This is a genomic window from Bryocella elongata (genome assembly GCF_900108185.1).
Lineage (GTDB): Bacteria > Acidobacteriota > Terriglobia > Terriglobales > Acidobacteriaceae > Granulicella > Granulicella elongata.
In genome coordinates, this window is sequence record NZ_FNVA01000001.1 from 942,632 (window position 1) to 960,295 (window position 17,664).

Below are 17,664 nucleotides of genomic sequence, written 5' to 3' on the forward strand. Positions count from 1 at the left end.
ACGTTGCTTTGCGGCCTCTTGCCCCTCTGTTGCGTCTCTCTCCGTAAGCACTTCAACCACAGGCAGGCCCGTTGAGCGAATCGACCCCCATTCCGGCCGAAGTGGCCGACTTTGCCGCACCCGAGCACCCGTCCGCGCGTCTCGGTCACCGCGAGCGTGAGGTGCTCGACATCGTCTGGGCAGAAGGCAGCGGCACTGTCGAAGAGGTCAGCCGCCGTCTCCCCATCCGCCTCGCCTACACCACCGTGATGACCACGCTGGACCGCCTGTTCAAGAAGGGCCTGCTGCTGCGCGAGAAACACGATCGTGCCTTCCGCTACAGCCCTGCGGTCTCGCCGCAGGAGGTCGAGAGCCAGCGCGCGCGGGCCCTCGTCGATCGCTTCCTGCAGTCCACCACCGCGCAGCCCGAGATGCTCATCTCCTGTCTCGTCGATGCACTCGGAGAGTACGATGGCGCGATGCTGGATCAGCTCGAAGACAAGATCCGCGCAGCCCGCGAGAGCCTCACCCTGGCCGACGCTGCAGCAAAGGAGCTGGCGCAATGATGCTCTCCCCGCTCCTTCGCACCCTCTGCTTCGCCCTGGTCAGCGCCGGCCTGCTTCAGTTCGTGCTCGAGGCCATCACCTGGCGGCTCACGCCCTCCTCGTCGGAGCTCTCACGCTCCGGCAGCGCGCGTTCGTCAGAACGATGGCTCCTCACCGCCGCGCTCGGCGCACGCATCCTCCCGTGGGTGCTTGCCTTCGGCGCCCTCGTTCCCGCATACCTTCGTGGCGAAGACAACACGGCGGCTGAACACGTCGCCCTCCCCTGCATCGCTGCGGCCGTCCTCGTCCTCGGCTGGGTTGGCGCGACACTCCTTCGCTCTGCGGTCACCTCCCTGCGGACACAACGCTACTGCAGTCGTTGCCAGGATGGGGTGCGGACGGTAGGTGGCCGCCAGGTTCGCGTCCATCGGGAGTCCCGCTCGCTGCTCGCTGTTGCCGGTATCTTCCGCTCCCGCCTCATCGTCTCCGAGCACCTCCTCGACGATCACACCGTGGCCGCGCCAGCTCTCGAGGTGGCACTCACGCACGAAGCTGCGCACGCGACCCAGCGCGATAACCTCAAGCTCCTTGCACTGTCTATCCTCCCGCGGATCCCCATTCGCACCGCCCGCAGATCCTCACTGGATGATCGCTGGCGTCTCGCCGCTGAACTGGCCGCCGATGCCGACTCCACCGCCGGCGACGCGCACCGTTCCCTGCTCCTCGCCGATCTTCTCGTCGTTCTGGCCCGCGAACATGCCGGAAGCTTTCCGACTGGCGTGGTCACTCTGCTCTCAGCCCCGGACCACCTCCGCATGCGAGTGGAACAGCTGCTTTGTTCGGCGACCTCCGGCCCCTCCCGCTCGGTACCAGCTTCGTCTTCGCGCCTGCCGATCGTCGCACTCCTGACGTCCCTGGTCACCTTGGCGGGTGCATGCGCGCTCTTCGGCCACAGCGCCGCAGAACTCCTCCTGCACCTCGGCTAAACTTGCCTTAATCCCGATGACCCTCCTCGATCTCTGCTCCTACCTCGGCCTCGGAGCCGTCGGCGCCATTGCGGTGAACCTGTTGCTGGGCATGCTCATGTCGCTGCGCTACAGCCCCGTGCGCCTTTGGCCGCATCGCAGAATCGACGTCTTCTCCCTGCATCGCTGGACCGCCTACCTCGCGGTGATCCTCACTCTGGCCCATCCCGCAGTGTTGCTCTTCCTGAAGACCCCGCACTTCGGCATCACAGACATCCTCTGGCCGTTGCACTCCTACCTGCAGCCGAAGCTCAACACGACGGGAGCCGCTGCGCTCTACCTCATCCTGATCGTCCTCATCAGCTCGCTGATCCGCAACAGCATCCCTCGCGCGGTATGGCGCAACCTGCACTGGCTCGTCTATCCCAGCGCCGTGCTGCTGCTCATCCACAGCATCCTCACGGACCCCAACCTCAAGGACGGACATCCCGACCTGCTGGACGGCGGCAAGGTCTTCCTCGAGATCACGACCGTAGTCCTGATCGCTGCCACCGCCTGGCGCATGAGGATTCATCAAGAGGGTTTCCGCCGCCGGAGCGCGTCGAAATAGCCAGCTGCTACTTAGCGTGCTGCCGCGCTTCGCGCAACATCGTCAGCGCCGGATCCGCTGCTCCCCAGAGCTTCAGGAACTTCGCATACGCTTCTGCGCTGTTCGATTCATCTCCACTCGCCTCGTATGCACGCGCCAGTCCGTATTGCGCCATCGCGAACAGTACCGGATTCGCCAGGGTCGTCGCGCCGCGGTGCTCCAGCAGTCCCTGGAAGTCGATGATCGCGTTCTTCGGCTGCTGCTCGATGGCAATCAGCCCTCGAAGGTACGGCGTCAGCGAGATGCGGTCGTATCCATGCGCATCTTCCAGCAGCTTGCGCGCCTCCGGAGCATGCTGCTTCCACAGCACAACCGCCTGCAAATCGGGCAGCTCGTAGGACTTCACCACCCAGTTCTCGCGGTAGTCGTTCTCCAGCTGCCGGATGTTCCTTTGTGCCAGCGCCAGGTCTCCGCAAAGAGCGGCGGCCAGCCCCTCATCGAACAACGTGGACGGCCCCTGCGGATAGCCTTGCGCATCCGCAATCAATCCCTTCGCGGTCACGCATTCGTCCACCAGCGCGCGATCCAGACCGGCCTGCGCCAGTGTGTGCCCCGCTGCGCTCAGCAGCTCTGCGTTGACGCTCGCCTGCGCCGCGACGGCATGCCAGGCCTGCAACCCTCCGTCGAGCATCCCTCCCGCATCGAGGGTCATCGCTTCATACTGCTGTGGCGCCAGCCGCCCCATGGCTCCGGTCAACTCCACACCCTGTGGGCCGTCGTCGTGCGGAACGAGCAGATTCATCAGCAGCCGCAGACCCGGATGGCTCCTGCCCGAGCGCTGGATCTGCGACTCCAGCTGCAGGGCAGCCTCCGTCCGGTCCATGGCAATCAGGGAATACTCCGCATTCGACGCAACGTCCTGTGCGAACGGATCGCTCGACAGGATCGCCTGAGATAACGCCAGCGACTCCTCGAACTTCCCTTCCAGGCGAAGGCAAAGGCTCAGCTCCGAGGCCACTTCCTCGTCGTTGGGGTAATCCTTGGCCAGAGCTTGCAGCTCTGCCTCTGCGCGAGGCAGATCACCCGACGCGTAGATGTCATAAGCCCCCTGTGCCAGCTGGCGCGTACGGGCCGACGTGGACGCGCTGTTGTCCCGCGCTGCCGTGGCGACCTTCGCGGACTCCACCTCCGCCCGCTGCCTCCGGAACAGTTCCGCGAGTACAAGCTGCGGCTCCACAAAGTGTGGGTCAGCCTGCGCAGCTGCGCCCAACGCATGCATCGCATCCAGGAACTGCCCGGAGTCCAGCAGGGATTCGCCCTTGGCGTAAGCGGCCAGCGCATCCAGGTTCGCTGTCCCATTCCGCGACAGCGGAACGGAGTTCTGCGCCACGGAATCGCCACTCTCTCCCAGCCCCGTTCGGATCTCGGCGCCCAGCCGGTCGATCGCTCCGAGCAGCTGTTCGCGGCTCCCAGCATTCTCCGTCAGATCGACGACCTTCGCCCCGGTTGCAACGTTGTAAACCTGCGCCGAAAGGATGTAGCTCGAGCCGGCAAGCTGCGCCGAACCGAAGAGCACCATCCCGGCCCCCACCGCCTGCGCACCGCGACGTGCATCTCCGACGGATGGCACGGGCCCCGTGGGCGAGTAGGAGACGCCCAATGCCCGGAGGCCGCTGGACATCGCGTTGAGCCCCAACAGGCTTACCCTTCGCGAGGGCTTCAGATCCAGCTCAAGCCCACCCAGCAGAATCGATCCCAGCTGGTCGTCGCCTGTGTTGTTCGTGATCCCGGCAATGACCAACGTGGACGGTGGGAGCGGCGGTGGCACCCGATGATGCTGCCAGAGATTCCAACCCAGGATGCTGCCCGTGACGATCACGATCAGAGCCGCGATCGTTGCCAGCAAGAGAGGCCCTCCGGGAGCTGGCCTCCACCCCTGTTCTGGCTCCCGGTCGACGTTCTTTTCAAGTGCGTCGCGCAACTCTTCCACACGGAACGGACTTCGGCTGGGACGCGGATCGGTCGCGGCCCTCGCAGCCCTCCGCTCAGAGGACGAACCAGACCAAACAACGTGTGGCGCGGGAGCCTCTTCATTGCCCTCGCCGTTCGCAGCTTCGGCCGCCGCGCCCGGCTCCATCTCCTGTGCCGCTTCGTTCGCGGACGCCTTGAGGTCCAGCGGTCGGATCTCCGCGTTCTCGTCGCTTTCAACCGCGCCCTCAACGACCGCCGGCGGCTCCGCAGCCGCCGGCGGCTCGCGAGGTGCCTTCGGCTCCTGAAACTGAAGGATTCCGTTCCCAGGCGACGAAGCGTTCTCAGAGATTCCCGAGGAATCACCTGCTACGACAGCCAAATCAGCGTCCTGCGCGAAACCCATTTCGGGCACGGCCGACTTGGGTCCTTCTGCCGCCCCCGCGCCAGCCACTGCCTCTTCGCCCGACGACACAGCGGCGGCAGACCCGCTCGCTGTCCTCGCCACCCTCGCTCCAAAGTCACTCGAGACAACCCGCCGCACCGGCCGCAGAAGCACATCCCCTTCGACCTTTCCCGGCCGATTCCGCGGTGGGAGCGGCGGAGTCAGATCCATGAGCGACTCCTCGCGGATCTCTGCGCGAGTCGATGGACCGGACGGTGGATTCGGTCCCAGCAGACCGCGCCAGAAGCTGCGGGAGGGCTTCGCCTTGAGCCGCACCTCCTCCAGCGCCGCAACTGCCTCGGCTGCACTCTGGTAGCGCTGCGAGCGATCCTTCTCCAGCAGCTTGTCCAGTACTTTCTCGAACTCCTTCGGCACCGACGCATTGATCTGCCGAACCGCTTCCGGTGGGTGATTCAGCAGCTGCACGAACACCATCGCGCTCGTCGCGCCGCGGAATGGGACCTCGCCCGTCGCCATCTCATAGCAGACTGTGCCCAGCGCGAACAGGTCGCTGCGCGCGTCCAGAGGCTCTCCGCGCGCCTGCTCCGGCGACATATACGCTACCGTTCCGACGGTCGACCCGTTGTTCGTGTAGTCCAGCGCGGCGTTCAGCCCATCGCCAAGATCGATCTTCGCCAGCCCGAAGTCCAGAACCTTGGTGACGAACCTGCCCCCCGGCTTGTCGACAAGAATGATGTTCGCCGGCTTGATGTCCCTGTGGATCACCCCACGAGCGTGCGCCGCCGAAAGCGCCTCCGCGATCTCCGTCGCCACCTGCAGCAGATCCTCAAACGGCAGCGGCCCTTCGAGAATCCTGGAGCGCAGCGTGCGCCCCTTCAGCAGCTCCATCACCATGTAGGGATCGCCCTGATCCTCGCCTATGTCGAAGATCGTGCAGATGTTGGGATGGTTCATGCCCGAAACCGCCCGGGCCTCCTGCAGAAAGCGCGCGCGCATCTCCGGCGTCGAGTATTCGTCGCGCAGGATCTTCAGCGCCACGTCCCGATGCAGACGAGCGTCCCAGGCACTGAAGACGAGGCCCATCCCCCCGCTGCCGAGGCGGCCGAGGATCTCGTAGGGCCCGATTCGTTGTCCCACGCGCGGGACCATGGCTCTCCTTGCGCCGCCACCGGGGCGGGCGGTCTCGTCGCCGACGTGCCAACATCATACTGCGCGACAACATCCGCCTGATGATACGGATGCCATCGCCAGCATTACCTAGGTGGAAGTGTTATTCCCGGCGCCACAAACTTCGGTCACTATTCCTACACGGGGAATCCCTATCCCATCACCACCACGGGCTGCACCAGAGTCCCCGCAACCCTGCGAACGATCGCAAGCAGGTCGCGTGGCCCACTGAACACCTTCACCAGCGGGGCCGCTGAGAACTCCGGCACATTCGCCTGCATCCCGTTCCGCAGCTTTCCCGCCGTCGCCGCATCCACCGTAACCGATGGCATCTCCTCCAGCAGGGTCCGGGGATGCGGCAACCGGCCCTCAATCTCCTCGCGGGGGATCTGCTTCAGTTCGTCGACGGTGATTGCCTGATCCAGCGTGAAGAGCCCCGCCTGCGTTCGCCGCAGCGACGTCAGGTGCGCTCCGCATCCCGCCATCTGCCCCAGCTCCTGCGCCACCGACCGGACGTACCCGCCCGCCGACACATGCATCGCGAAGCCGGCCACGTCTCCATCCAGCCCGGTCAGCTCGAATCCGTGGATCACGATCCTCGCCGGCTTCACAGGAACCTCCTGCCCGGCTCGAGCCAGCTTGTACGCGGGAACTCCGTTGATCTTCTTCGCCGAAAACGCAGGAGGCATCTGGTCCATCTCGCCATGGAAGTGCGTCGCGAGACCTCGCAGCTCCTCCAGCGACTTCGTCAACGTCGCCGGCTCCGTCGTCCGCTCACCATCGGCGTCGAAGCTGTCCGTCGCCCAGCCGAATCGTATGGTCCCGGTGTAACGCTTCTCAGCCTGGCTGAAGTACTGCGCCAGCCTCGTGTACTTCCCGAGCAGCAGCGGCAACACCCCGGTTGCCATCGGGTCCAGGGTGCCCAAATGCCCCACGGAACGCTCACCTGTCGCGCGCCTCACGATGTTGACAACATCGTGTGAGGTCATGCCCGCAGGCTTATCCATCACAATCAAACCATTCATCAGAAAACCAACCAACAGCTAGCAGAACAGCCCCAGCCCACGAAGTCAAAGGGCCACGCAGCGCACGGTCTTTAGCCATGACCTATCCCATTGCGGCTAACGTCTCGCTCTGAGAGGATGGCGAGTATGGATGAGGATCCCCACAAGACCTCTGTAGAGATTCCCTGGAGGAAAGTGGCGGCCTTCACAGTGTTCATTGCGGCTGTCGTGTATGCCGTCGAACATCCACATTCGCCCTTCTATTACCTGGTCAAATTTATCGCTCTGCCCGTCCCATAGATTCACGAGGGGCGCACGCTAACCACGGCCCTACCGCACCGGCCGCACCAGCGACAGAAACTCACTCCGGGTCTGTACCTGCGTCTTGAACACCCCACGCATCGCACTCGTCGTCGTCCACGAGCTCTGCTTCTCCACCCCACGCATCATCATGCAGAGATGCTGACCTTCCAGCACCACGCCCACGCCCTGCGGATGCACCGCATCCTCAATCGCCTCGGCGATCTGCTGCGTCATCCGCTCCTGCACCTGCAGCCGCCGAGCAAATACATCAACAATCCGAGGGATCTTGCTCAGCCCAACCACCTTGCCCTGCGGCAGGTACGCTACATGCGCCCGCCCGAAGAACGGCAGCATGTGGTGCTCGCACAGCGAGTAAAACTCGATGTCCTTCACCACCACCATCTCGTCGTAGTCCACATCGAACAGCGCCTCGTGCAGCACCTCTTCGATGGACTGCGTATAGCCCCGCGTCAGAAACGCCATCGACTTCTCGACACGCTCCGGCGTTCGGAGAAGCCCATCCCGCGTGGGGTCTTCCCCTAGCCGGCTCAGCAGCTCCGCGTAGATCTCCTGCGTGGAAGCTTCGCCCAATGGTTTGGCCAGCGCGGGATGCGCTTTCGCAGCACTCAGCTCTGTCTCCATCGGGCTGTGGCCGTTTGTACCGCTGAAATTCGTATCGTGGATCTTTATCGTCATTTCCTGGTCCTTAACGTTCTTGCGTCGCGCGATTCCCGGCCCCTCAGCGCTCGCCGAAGTACTCGAACGAATTGTTCCCCGTCTCTTCCACGCGCACCTTCTTCAGCGTGGCGTGACGATATCCCTGGAACAGCTTCCAGATCTCAACCGCAAGGTTCTCCGTCGTCGAGACCTGCGATGCAAACTCCGGCAACAGGTTCAGATTCTGATGATCGAACCGAGCCAGAAGTTCCTGGCCGGCGAACGCATCGAGATCCGCAAGGTTCGTCACCATGCCCGTTGCAGCGTCAATCGGCCCCGCGAGCAGCACCTCGACCACATAGTTGTGTCCATGCCCAAACGGGTTGTTGCACTTGCCGAAGACCTCGCGATTACGCTCCGCCGACAGCTCCCCGCAGTGCAGCCGATGCGACGCCGAGAAGTGATACCGGCGTCCAAAATGCGCGATGGGCGTTCCCGCGCTCATTCGGTCACTTCCCCGTAGTAGTCGGCGAACAGGTCCGCCATCTCGTACACGCGCACGCGATAGAGCTTGGCGTTGGGGATCTTCCCGTCCAGCCGCCGCCAGATCGCCACAGCCATGTTCTCCGTGGTGGGCACAGCCTGCTTGAACTCCGGGACCTCGTAGTTCAGGTGGCGATGGTCATACACGCTCACCACCTCGCGCTCGAGGATATCCTTGAGCTCCTTCAAATCCACCACGAAGCCCGTCGTCGGATCGATCTCGCCCGAAACCGTCACCTCGAGCGTGTAGTTGTGCCCATGGCCGTTCCGGTTCGAGCACTTTCCGAACACACGTTCGTTCTCGGCGGCACTCCAGGCGTCGTTCCAGTAGAAGTGGGCGGAAGAAAACTCGGCTTTGCGCGTCAGCAGGATCATAAGAGGTACAGACAGTAGACAGTAGAGCAAGAGCATCGGACAAATCCACGCACCGTTTGGATGCGATCCACTCTGGCCGAGATGCGCAACTCGTTACTCCCTAAGCTCTACTGTCTACCCTTACTGTCTCGTCGTCCTGTACTCCCGGCCCTTCCATGCCACCTGATGAAACAAATGGTGCTTCATCCAGCTTTGGATCAACAGCACCACAAACAGAGGCAGCGCACACACGGACAGCAGGCAGTCGAGCACCGGAAAGTTCGACCGCCGCACCCTCCCGAAGAACCGAAACAGCGTCCGGATCCACAACGCCCAGATCACCATCACCTTCCACAACTCCAGCAGCGGATCCGCCAGCACCACCAGCGGCAACAGCAGCAGCGCGATGTCCAGAACCCGCCAGGCTGCCAGCCGCAGCGCATGCGGAAACAGCAGCGCAAGGTTCTTCGTCCAGCCCTCCACCATGTCCCCGAAGCCGCGATACATCCTCGTGCTCAGAGCGTCCGGAGCGTAGCGAAACCGCAGCCCCCGCTTGCTCCGCTTGAGGTTAAACGCCAGGTCCACATCCTCCAGCACCGAGTTCCCCACCGCCTTGTGTCCGCCAATCGCGAAGTAAGCCTCCCGCTCCACCATGAGGAACTGCCCATTCGCCGCCGCCAGCCGGTTCGCCGGATCATTGACCTGCTTCATGGGATACACGCTCGCCAGCTCCGAGAACACCAGCGGCATCAGGGCCCGCTGCCAGAAGCCGCTCACGATCTGCTTCGGCGAGTAGCTCAGCATCGCCGCCTTGTGCTTCTGCACCTCGTGCAGCGCGTGGATCATGTCGCTCGGCTCATGGATCGTGTCTGCATCGGTGAACAGCAGCCAGCGCCCGCGAGCTTCCCTCGCCGCCGCCCAGCACGCATTCGACTTGCCCGTGAACAGCTTCGTATCCAGCGGAGGTGCATGCATCACGCGAATCCCCGCTGCACTCGCGGCGGCCTCTCGCGCAATCCGCCCCGTCGCATCGGTCGAGCCGTCATCGACGATCAGCAGCTCCCAGTCCTTGTCCAGCGCAAAGAAGCTGTCATTCTGCTTCAGCAGCGACTCCAGGCATACCGGCAGGTTGCGCTCTTCATTCCGCGCCGGGATGATCACCGTCAGCTGCAGCGTAGCCGCTGGCAGGGTGCTCTCGGTCACCGCAGCGGCTCGCGACCGCGGCGCATCATCATCATCGATGGGAAGCCCCAGGATAGGGCTCAGCTTCTGCGGTTTGCTCGCCGCATCAGCGGCCTGCGGCTTGGAGTCATCCGGCACAGCTTCGTATTATAGGAACCAATGGTCCCGAGACACGCATCCCGCTGGCTTCACCTCTCCGGCTTCCTCGCTGCGGCGGGTCTGTTCCTCGCTGCCACCGGCTGCGACCGCACCGTGAAGCCCGGCCAGCTCGACCAGGTGGCGCCCACCTTCGCCGTCAACGACGGCATCAACGCCGTCGACCTCACCCAGCTCCACGGCAAGGTCGTGGTCCTCAGCTTCTGGGCCACCTGGTGCGGCCCCTGCATCGAGGAGATGCCCTCCCTCGAGAAGCTGCAGCGTGATCTTCCCGACGTCCACGTCGTCGGCATCGCCAGCCAGCAGGACCCCGCCGACTACCGCGCCTGGCTCCTGCGCCATCCCATCACGATCTTCTCCGTCTTCGATGCCCAGCAGAAGTCGAACGCCCTCTACGGCAGCTTCCGTTTCCCTGAGACCTACGTCATCGACAAAAGCGGCATGATCCGCCGCAAGTTCATCGGCCCGCAGAACTGGGCCAGCCCCGAGATCGAAAGCTACCTCAAGGGCCTCGCCGGCTGATTTCGTTCTACGTCGCAAGATCCCGGGTGCCCCACGTCCCGATTCTGGGACCTGGGTTCTGATCCGCAACCCGCCAGCATTGGCTCACTGCACCAAGCGTCCACCCGCTGCTAAAATCAACCCATGACACAGTTGGACGTGATGTTCGGATACAGCGTGCCGCCCAGCGAGCCCGTCGCCATGGCGCTCGGCCGCATCCGCGAGGTCTATGGCATCCGCAAGCTCACCGTGGATGAAGCCGAAAAGACCGTGCGTGTCGAGTACGACGCCACCCGCCTCACCGAGTCCGTGGTGCACCAGCTCCTTCGCCGCACCGGCCTCACCATCACCGGACAGCTCTCGCTGATCCCACCGCAGCCCGAGCCCGTCGCCGCTCCCGCAGCCAGCTAGGCTTTCTCCACAACGGCTCGTCCCCTCTGAGGCCATCCGTATGAGCTTCGATCCGGCATCGCTGGTCTCGTTCCTCGTCGCCGTCAGCTTCGCAGCTGGCCTCAATACCTACGCCACTGTCGCGACGCTGGGCCTGTTGGGGCGATTCCACGTCATCGCGCTGCCATTGGGGATCTCCGGCCTCGTGAGCACGCCCATCATCGCGGCCAGCTCCGCCCTCTTCTTCGTCGAGCTCTTCGCCGACAAGATCCCCTACTTCGATCTCATCTGGAACGCCGTCCACACCTTCGTGCGCATCCCCGTCGCAGCGCTGCTCGCCTGGCGGGCCTCTGCTCCGCTCGCCCCGGAGATGCAGCTGCTCGTCACCATCGCTGCCGGAGCCATCGCGGCCATCGCTCACACGGCCAAGACGGGTGCCCGCGTCGGCGTCAGTGCCTCACCCGAGCCGCTCTCCAACATCGCCCTCAGTTCGTCGGAAGATGTCGCGGCCATCGGGCTCTCCTGGGCCGCGACAAAGCACCCCTACGCGGCGGGTTCTGCAGTGGCGATCGCCACGCTCATCATCGTGCTTCTCAGCCGCTGGATCTACGTCTCGCTGCGGCGTCAGATCGACGCTCTGCGCTCGCGTTGGCATTCTCGTGCGGATGCCCCACAGGCCCATATTCACTAGCGATTTCGCTCCGTTGTGTCATTTCTTCCACAACAAAGGTGCCCCAAGGGTTGATCATCCGGCGCTCTCTTGATACTCTGAATGAGTTGCGCTTGCTTCCCTGCAATGTGCGCCCGTAGCTCAGCTGGATAGAGCGTTTGGCTACGAACCAAAAGGTCGGAGGTTCGACTCCTTCCGGGCGCACCATCACTCCCTCCCTGATGTCCTTATGGTTGAGGCGAGCGCGACAAGCTCCACCAACCCTTCGTTCGAGCCTTTCTTCCACCTCCCACATCTCATCCCAAGACGTGCCGACATGAGTGCTTTCCGTCACTGGACTTCCTCTGCCAAGCGCGTATAGTAAATAGGGACTGAGTTAGTCGGATATGTCGAAGACCGCTCTGAGTGACGCTAAGGTTGGATCCCACGGGGTGGTCGATAACGTCGATCTGCCGCAGGATGTGAGCCACTATATCGCCCATCTGGGTTTCCTCCCAGGAGCTGAAGTGGAAGTACTCCGGCGCGCTCCCGCCGGCGACCCCCGCGTCTATCGCATTGACGGTGTTGAGGTTGGATTGCGCAACGAAACCGCCCGCCACATCTTCATGACCGTTCTGGAAGATGCACCCAGCGAGGAAGAGGTCGTCGCTTGAGCTGTCACACCCCCACCGCCCTCGCGGACGCCCCCGACGACGTCCAGCTCCCCGAACTGATAGGCCCCAACGGCAAGCCCGTGAAGCAGGCCGTCAAGCTCAAGACCATCGCCCTCATCGGCCCGCCCAACTGCGGCAAGTCCACCCTCTTCAACCGCCTCACCGGCCTGCGCCAGAAGACCGCCAACTACCCCGGCGTCACGGTCGATCACCACTCGGGCCGCATGAAGGCCATCGGCCGCCCCGACCTCACGCTGATCGACCTCCCCGGCATCTACTCCCTCGCGACCTACTCAGAGGACGCCCGCGTCGCCGTCGATGTTCTTACCGGCAAGATGCCCGGCGTGCCCAAGCCCGACGTCGTCCTGCTTGTGCTCGACGCCACGCACATGAATCGCCAGCTCATGCTGGCCGCTCCGGTCTTTTCCATCGGCCTCCCCACGCTGGTCCTGCTCAACATGGCCGACCAGCTTGAGTCACGCGGCGGCAAGCTCGATACCCTGGCGCTCGCCAAGGAGCTCGGCCACCCTGTAGCACTCATCTCCGCCGCCGAAGGCACCAACCTCGACGTCATCCCCGACTTCCTGCTTCGCGCCGGAGCCAAGCTCGACGACGGCCTCCGCCCGGTACAGCTCCCCATCCTGCAGTCCGCTGCCAGCTGCCGTTCCTGGGCCTCGCAGGTCACGCAGCGCTCCGCCTACCAGTCGCCCCAGGCCTCTCTCTGGTCCCGCCGCCTCGACTCCGTCTTGCTCGACCGCGTCTGGGGTCCGCTGATCTTCCTCGCCGTCGTCTTCGCGGTCTTCCAGGTCGTCTTCACCCTCGGCCAGCCGCTCTCAGACGGCCTCGGCGATCTCCTGACCAAACTCGGCGCCCAGGTAGCCCAGCTCCTGCCCGACAACTGGCTCCGTGCCCTGCTCCGCGACGGTCTCTGGAACGGCGTTCAGTCCGTCCTCGTCTTCCTGCCGCAGATCCTTCTGCTCTTCCTCTTCATTGGCGTGCTGGAAGACTCCGGCTACCTCGCCCGCGCCGCCCTCATCGCCGACCGCCTCATGCGCGCCATTGGCCTCAACGGCAAGGCCTTTATTCCCCTGCTCTCGGCCTACGCCTGCGCCGTCCCGGCCATCATGGCCACGCGCACCATCGAGAACAAGCGCGAGCGCCTCGCCACCATCCTCATCGCGCCGTTCATGACGTGCTCGGCCCGCCTGCCCATCTACACCCTCATCATCGCAGCCTTCATCCCCAACCATATGTTCCTGGGCGGCCTGCTCGGCCTGCGCGCGATGGTCATGCTTGGCCTCTACGTCATCGGCTTCCTCGCCGCTCTGGTCACCGCGCGCCTGCTCAACTCCCGCGTGATGAAGGCCTCCAACGCGCCCTTCATCCTCGAGCTGCCGCAGTACCGCTGGCCCACGCCCCGATCGCTCGCGCTGCGTCTCTACGACCGCGCGAAGCTCTTCCTCAAGAAGGCCGGCACCATTATCCTGGCCTGCACCTTCCTGGTCTGGCTCCTCAGCGTGCTTCCTGTACATCGCGTCTATGACGTAGCTGGCTTGTCGGGTTCCCGAGTGCAGTTCGCCGACCTCACCACCAGCGTCATCGGACACATCGGCCACTTCATCGAGCCCGTTATTCGCCCGCTCGGCTTCAATTGGAAGATCGGCATCGGCCTCCTCAGCTCGATCGTCGCTCGCGAGGTCATCGTCGGCACCCTCGGCACGCTCTACGGCGTCGACCCCACCACCCACGCCGTCGGCCTGCAGACCGCGCTGCGCCATGACATGACCCTCGGCGGCGCAGTCGCCCTGGTCGTCTTCTTCGCCTTCGCGATGCAGTGCACGTCCACCCTCGCGGTTGTCCGCCGCGAGACGAACAGCTGGAAGTGGCCCGCGATCCAGTTCGCCTACATGACCGTCGTCGCCTACACCGCCGCCCTGGTCACGAACATCGTCGTCAGCCATATCTTCGGCTGAGGCTCAAGCAGCAGCGGGATTCGCACCTCGCAGTCAAGCCCCGGGGCCCTCAAGGAACCCGGGGCAATTCGACACTCGGTGTCACAACGTCACTCCGCGCGGCTGCACATTTCCTGCACCGCACCGGTCCCGAAGTGAATAAGGTCGCCGCTAGGCTTTCACCGTACAAACAGGCTCCAACTCCGGCAGCTCTGCGACCAGCGCTCCAGCCCCCGTCAGCAACTCATCGATGACGTCCGACGCCGTGTAGCTAGTCTCTCCGGGCGGCAGAAACTCCCATACACGCTTCAGGTCATCGCCCACCGTCACCAGCGCGATCTCCTTGCGATACGCATTGCGGACCTGCCCCAGGCCAACGTTCGCGAGCAACGCGTTGCACAGGCACTTGCGCCCCACCGTGTCCTCAGCCTTGCCGCCCTTGGAGACGTACAGGCTCAGCGGCTCAGCCGGGCAGCGATATCCAATACCGCCCTCTTCCGTGCGATAGGCTTCGCGCAGGAACCCAAGATCGCAGATACGTGGACGTTCGCCGCTCGTGTGAGCATCGGAGCCAGTTCCCTCCAGCATGCCAACCTTGAACGGAAACCCCGTCGGCGAAGCCACGGGATCCGTGAAGACCTCCGCAGTGCCAGCAATCGACTTCGCCAGCAGGCGCGACTTGAACACCGGGTCCAATCCGGACTCGTCGGCAAACTCAAACGCCGTACCCACCTGGATGCCCGTGGCGCCTTCCTGCAGCGCCAGCTTGAGCCCCTCGGCGCTGCCATAGCCGCCGGCCAGCCAGAACGGCACGCCCAGCTCGCGCAGCTTTGCAAAGTCCACCTGATCCCGTTCGCCGTAGACGGGCTCGCCCTTGTCGTTGAGCTGCATCTTGCCCCGTGGGGGAGCATTGTGGCCTCCAGCGCGGCTCATCTCGATCACCAGCCCGTTCACCACGCCATTGGCCTTCTTCACCATCGTCGTCGCCAGCGCATTCGACGAAACGATCGGCAGGAACTGCGGCCGCAGCAACGGCTCCAGTTCGCGCTCCATGTAATCGCGCGGATTGAAGCGTGCGACCATGTCATCGCCCTCCTCCGCACCCGTCACATGCATCGCATACTCCACCGGCTCATGCCGCGCGAGGCCGTCCAGCACTCCCGGTATACGCAGTGGAATCCCCGCCCCCATGATGATGTAGCTCACGCCCGCCAGCATCGCTCCATAGATCGTCGGCAGATGTGCGGCCTGAATCTTCTCCAGGTAGTTGATGCCCACCGGATTGTCGTGCTCCTTGCGCGCAAGGAAGACTTCGACGAAGTTGCTTACGATGCACAGCTCCACCGAAGCCCGCGAGTTATCACGCCCCAGCATCGGCGCCACCATGTACGACGCGGTGCTCGCCTTGCCGCCGGGGACAAAGTAAGTGCTCAGAACGTTGTCTGCCATCGACGGAAATGGAAATGCCAGCAGGGCCCGGCGCATATGCCCACCCGGGTCTCCATCCTGAAGCCGCCGCACCAGGATCTGATCCAGCGCGGTGCCCGAGACCACGCCGAGTTGCCCACGCTTCGATACCGCTCTCGCAAGCTGCCAGTTCGACACGCCTGCACCCATACCACCCTGAATGATCACGGGATATTCGTTCATCATGCACTCAATTCTTCGCTTCAAAAAGACAGTGAATTGTCGTAATTCCGTAACACATCGACGAGTAAGTGCATAACTCAAATCGAAGACGGAACCCACCATCTTTATGGATATCGCAAGCGCCGCACCGCGCGTGTGACGCGCGTCACAGCAGATATCGCGGACGCCAGCAAAACGCTCATCCAGAGATAGGACAAGTCAACGGAAAACGGAAGATGAGCAACGGCTCTCCGCTAGCGCGAACCCCAGCTCAACTTCGACCGCAGCACATTGAACAGTCCATTCGGCCGCAGTCGAAGCAGCTTCACCGAGTGCTTCGAGCGCCTGCAATAGATCGCATCGCCCAGCAACAGCTCCACTGCCTCCTGACCATCCACCGTCAGGTAGGTCTCGTGCGGCACCACATCCACCGCCACGCAGATCTCTGCATCTCCCGGCACCACGATCGGCCGGATCGTCAGCAGGTGCGGACAGATCGCCGTCAACACCATCGCGTCCAGCTGCGGCATCAGGATCGGCCCACCCGCGCCCAGGGTATACGCCGTAGAGCCCGTCGGAGTCGACACAATCACGCCGTCCGCGCGAAAGCCCGCTACCAGCTGCCCATCGAGCTTGATCGTGAACTCGCCCATGCGCGCAATCGCACCCTTTGCGATCACCACATCGTTCAGCGCGTCCCATGTTCGGAAGTGCCGCCCGTCGCGCACCAGCTCCGCGCACATCAACGATCGCTCGTCCAGCACCGCAGAACCTTGCATCCAGGCTTCAATCGTCTCGTAGAGCTCATTCACCGGGACCTCGGTCAGGAAGCCCAGCGAGCCAAGATTCACGCCAACGATCGGTGTATTGGTCTGCGCGAACGCTCGCGCCGCCGACAACAGCGTTCCGTCGCCGCCCAGGGAGATGACCAGGTCCGGTTCATACTTCGGGAGATCCGTCCGATCGATGGGCTCGATCGTCTCCATGTCCACAAGATAAGCCGCACTCTCGGGATCCAGCAGAGATTCGTACCCATGCTGCCGCAACCATCCAATGAGCTCCGGAAGAAGTTGAGCGAGTTCGGGCTTCTGTGGCTTGGAGATCAACGCGGCGCGAAGCATGGCACCAGTGTAAATCGCGCTGGCACAACATGAACCCGCTCATCGGCAACGCGTGCCATCCGAGCACATGCTACCCGTCAGCCAAACCGAGCATGCAGCAGGAACTCCTTGTTCCCTTCCGTCCCCAGGATCGGTGAGTCGATCAACGCCAGCACCTCTCCGCCCTGTTCCACGATGCAATCCTTCACGCGGTCGATGGCCAGTTGATGCGCTTCAGGATCGCGCACAATGCCGCCTTTGCCTACATGCTCACGCCCCGCCTCGAACTGCGGCTTCACCAGCATCACGGCCTCGCCCTGCCACCGCGACTGCGGCTGTCCTTCGTCCGCCACGGGCACCAGGGCCTTCAGCACCGCAGGAAGCACCAGCGTCGCCGAAATGAAACTCACATCCATCGCAAAGAACGTAATGCGGCCACGCACCAGCTTGGCCAGCTGCCCAACCTCCAGCAGCCTCGCGTTGGTGCGCTCCAGCAGGGTCACGCGTTCATCCACGCGCAGCTTGTGCGCGATCTGCCCATAGCCGGTATCCACCGCCAGCACGCTCGTGGCGCCATGTTGCAGCATGCAGTCGGTAAAACCTCCGGTCGACGCTCCAATGTCCGCACACCTGCGGGAATCAAGCTTGATTCCCCACGTCGCCAGCGCACCCTCCAGCTTCAGGCCGCCCCGGCTCACATAGGGCATGTCCTCGCCCAGCAGCCGGATGTTCGCATCCTCCGAGACTGAGGCCCCAGGCTTCTCGACCTTCTGTTCGTTGACCATCACCCGCCCGGCGAGAATCATCGCCTGCGCTCTTTCCCTCGAGGGCAACAACCCTCGGTCCACCAATACCTTGTCCAGTCGAAGCTTCATTTCCCGCCCATCTCTTCCTCTATCGTTTCACCTCACTCTCCGGAACGCCAACGCATGTCGATCGCACAGCGCCCCA

Annotated in this window: 17 protein-coding genes and 1 tRNA gene; 9 read left to right on the forward strand and 9 right to left on the reverse strand. The window is 63.5% G+C overall.

The genetic code is table 11. The features are described 5' to 3' along the window. The first annotated feature begins 71 nt into the window (after positions 1-71). Genes C4S68_RS03880 through C4S68_RS03890 form a run of 3 tightly spaced genes read left to right on the forward strand, consistent with a single transcriptional unit; the run spans position 72 to position 2,099 of the window. Positions 72-545 carry a BlaI/MecI/CopY family transcriptional regulator gene (locus tag C4S68_RS03880; protein ID WP_103931664.1) on the forward strand — a complete coding sequence of 158 codons (474 nt, stop codon included), beginning with the start codon at positions 72-74 and terminating at the stop codon, positions 543-545. Then, positions 542-1,510, forward strand: coding sequence for a M48 family metalloprotease (locus C4S68_RS03885; RefSeq protein ID WP_103931665.1), 969 nt, complete (start codon positions 542-544; stop codon positions 1,508-1,510). Before C4S68_RS03880 ends, C4S68_RS03885 begins: the two co-directional genes overlap by 4 nt. Positions 1,511-1,526: 16 nt before the next feature. Beyond that, on the forward strand, positions 1,527-2,099 hold the full coding sequence (locus C4S68_RS03890) for a ferric reductase-like transmembrane domain-containing protein (protein ID WP_103931666.1): 573 nt from the start codon (positions 1,527-1,529) through the stop codon (positions 2,097-2,099). 7 nt (positions 2,100-2,106) lie between these two features. Here C4S68_RS03890 and C4S68_RS03895 read toward each other — a convergent pair whose 3' ends face one another. The 6 genes from C4S68_RS03895 to C4S68_RS03920 all read right to left on the reverse strand — a co-directional run bounded on the left by C4S68_RS03895 (position 2,107) and on the right by C4S68_RS03920 (position 9,800). Continuing rightward, positions 2,107-5,601: a serine/threonine-protein kinase gene (locus C4S68_RS03895; protein ID WP_103931667.1), complete on the reverse strand. Its 3,495-nt coding sequence runs from the start codon at positions 5,599-5,601 to the stop codon at positions 2,107-2,109. A 170-nt stretch (positions 5,602-5,771) separates the two neighbouring features. After that, positions 5,772-6,644 carry a tRNA pseudouridine(55) synthase TruB gene (gene truB, locus C4S68_RS03900; protein ID WP_103931668.1) on the reverse strand — a complete coding sequence of 291 codons (873 nt, stop codon included), beginning with the start codon at positions 6,642-6,644 and terminating at the stop codon, positions 5,772-5,774. Positions 6,645-6,953: 309 nt separating this feature from the next. Next, positions 6,954-7,568 (reverse strand): GTP cyclohydrolase I FolE, encoded by a 615-nt coding sequence (gene folE, locus C4S68_RS03905; protein ID WP_200821494.1) that lies wholly within the window; start codon positions 7,566-7,568, stop codon positions 6,954-6,956. A 97-nt stretch (positions 7,569-7,665) separates the two neighbouring features. Continuing rightward, positions 7,666-8,088, reverse strand: a complete 423-nt coding sequence (locus tag C4S68_RS03910) for a 6-carboxytetrahydropterin synthase (protein ID WP_103931670.1) — start codon at positions 8,086-8,088, stop codon at positions 7,666-7,668. Continuing rightward, the gene (locus tag C4S68_RS03915; protein WP_103931671.1) at positions 8,085-8,501 is read right to left on the reverse strand and encodes a 6-pyruvoyl trahydropterin synthase family protein; all 417 of its coding nucleotides are present in this window, start codon (positions 8,499-8,501) and stop codon (positions 8,085-8,087) included. The genes C4S68_RS03910 and C4S68_RS03915 overlap by 4 nt, the downstream gene beginning before the upstream one ends. A gap of 120 nt (positions 8,502-8,621) precedes the next feature. Continuing rightward, positions 8,622-9,800, reverse strand: coding sequence for a glycosyltransferase (locus C4S68_RS03920; RefSeq protein ID WP_235011329.1), 1,179 nt, complete (start codon positions 9,798-9,800; stop codon positions 8,622-8,624). A 21-nt stretch (positions 9,801-9,821) separates the two neighbouring features. Here C4S68_RS03920 and C4S68_RS03925 point away from each other — a divergent pair, with 21 nt between their 5' ends. The 6 genes from C4S68_RS03925 (at position 9,822) to feoB (ending at position 14,005) form a co-directional block, all read left to right on the forward strand. Continuing rightward, positions 9,822-10,340 carry a TlpA family protein disulfide reductase gene (locus C4S68_RS03925; RefSeq protein WP_103931672.1) on the forward strand — a complete coding sequence of 173 codons (519 nt, stop codon included), beginning with the start codon at positions 9,822-9,824 and terminating at the stop codon, positions 10,338-10,340. Positions 10,341-10,463: 123 nt separating this feature from the next. Next, positions 10,464-10,730, forward strand: a complete 267-nt coding sequence (locus C4S68_RS03930; protein WP_103931673.1) for a heavy-metal-associated domain-containing protein — start codon at positions 10,464-10,466, stop codon at positions 10,728-10,730. A 40-nt stretch (positions 10,731-10,770) separates the two neighbouring features. Continuing rightward, a complete protein-coding gene (locus tag C4S68_RS03935) occupies positions 10,771-11,400 on the forward strand; it encodes a DUF4126 domain-containing protein (protein WP_103931674.1) in 630 nt (209 codons plus the stop codon). A 109-nt stretch (positions 11,401-11,509) separates the two neighbouring features. Further along, a tRNA-Arg gene (locus tag C4S68_RS03940) sits at positions 11,510-11,586 on the forward strand. Positions 11,587-11,765: 179 nt separating this feature from the next. Next, the gene (locus tag C4S68_RS03945) at positions 11,766-12,032 is read left to right on the forward strand and encodes a FeoA family protein (protein WP_103931675.1); all 267 of its coding nucleotides are present in this window, start codon (positions 11,766-11,768) and stop codon (positions 12,030-12,032) included. Further along, the gene (gene feoB, locus C4S68_RS03950; protein WP_235011330.1) at positions 12,029-14,005 is read left to right on the forward strand and encodes a ferrous iron transport protein B; all 1,977 of its coding nucleotides are present in this window, start codon (positions 12,029-12,031) and stop codon (positions 14,003-14,005) included. Before C4S68_RS03945 ends, feoB begins: the two co-directional genes overlap by 4 nt. A gap of 150 nt (positions 14,006-14,155) precedes the next feature. Here the strand turns inward: feoB and C4S68_RS03955 are convergent, their stop codons facing one another. The 3 genes from C4S68_RS03955 to C4S68_RS03965 all read right to left on the reverse strand — a co-directional run bounded on the left by C4S68_RS03955 (position 14,156) and on the right by C4S68_RS03965 (position 17,588). Then, on the reverse strand, positions 14,156-15,637 hold the full coding sequence (locus tag C4S68_RS03955) for a nitronate monooxygenase (RefSeq protein ID WP_103931676.1): 1,482 nt from the start codon (positions 15,635-15,637) through the stop codon (positions 14,156-14,158). Between the two features lie 230 nt (positions 15,638-15,867). Beyond that, entirely contained in the window at positions 15,868-16,734 is an 867-nt protein-coding gene (locus C4S68_RS03960) for an NAD(+)/NADH kinase (RefSeq protein ID WP_103931677.1), read from the reverse strand. A gap of 77 nt (positions 16,735-16,811) precedes the next feature. After that, on the reverse strand, positions 16,812-17,588 hold the full coding sequence (locus C4S68_RS03965) for a TlyA family RNA methyltransferase (RefSeq protein WP_103931678.1): 777 nt from the start codon (positions 17,586-17,588) through the stop codon (positions 16,812-16,814). Positions 17,589-17,664 lie beyond the last annotated feature (76 nt).